This is a genomic window from Cupriavidus sp. SIMBA_020, assembly GCF_046535395.1.
GTDB lineage: Bacteria > Pseudomonadota > Gammaproteobacteria > Burkholderiales > Burkholderiaceae > Cupriavidus > Cupriavidus campinensis.
The window spans coordinates 1-258 of sequence record NZ_JAWRWU010000993.1; the positions used below are offsets into that span (position 1 = coordinate 1).

General features: G+C 57.8%; 1 pseudogene. It reads left to right on the top strand.

What is annotated here, in order from left to right:
- Positions 1–62: 62 nt before the first annotated feature.
- Positions 63–258, top strand: a pseudogene (locus tag SB751_RS32450) (replication initiation protein); the annotation flags it as partial.

A 258-nucleotide genomic window follows, 5' to 3' on the forward strand; every position in this document is an offset into this window, starting at 1 on the left:
GTGTTGACTTGTGTTTGAGGAGTGATAGAGTCGCGGCCAATATCGACGGAGAGAGCACGCGAATGTCGGAGGACATCGGTCGAAGGACGACGACCCAGCAAATGTCGCTGGGGCTGTTTGAGGAAATGTCCGGACAGCCCATCAGCGAGAGCACGCGGGAAATCGGCTTTCAGCGCAATAACGTTTTTGTAGCGATCAACGGGCTCGGCCTGTCGTCGCGGCGTTTCATCGACGCCGCGTATTTCATCGCGGCCCAGG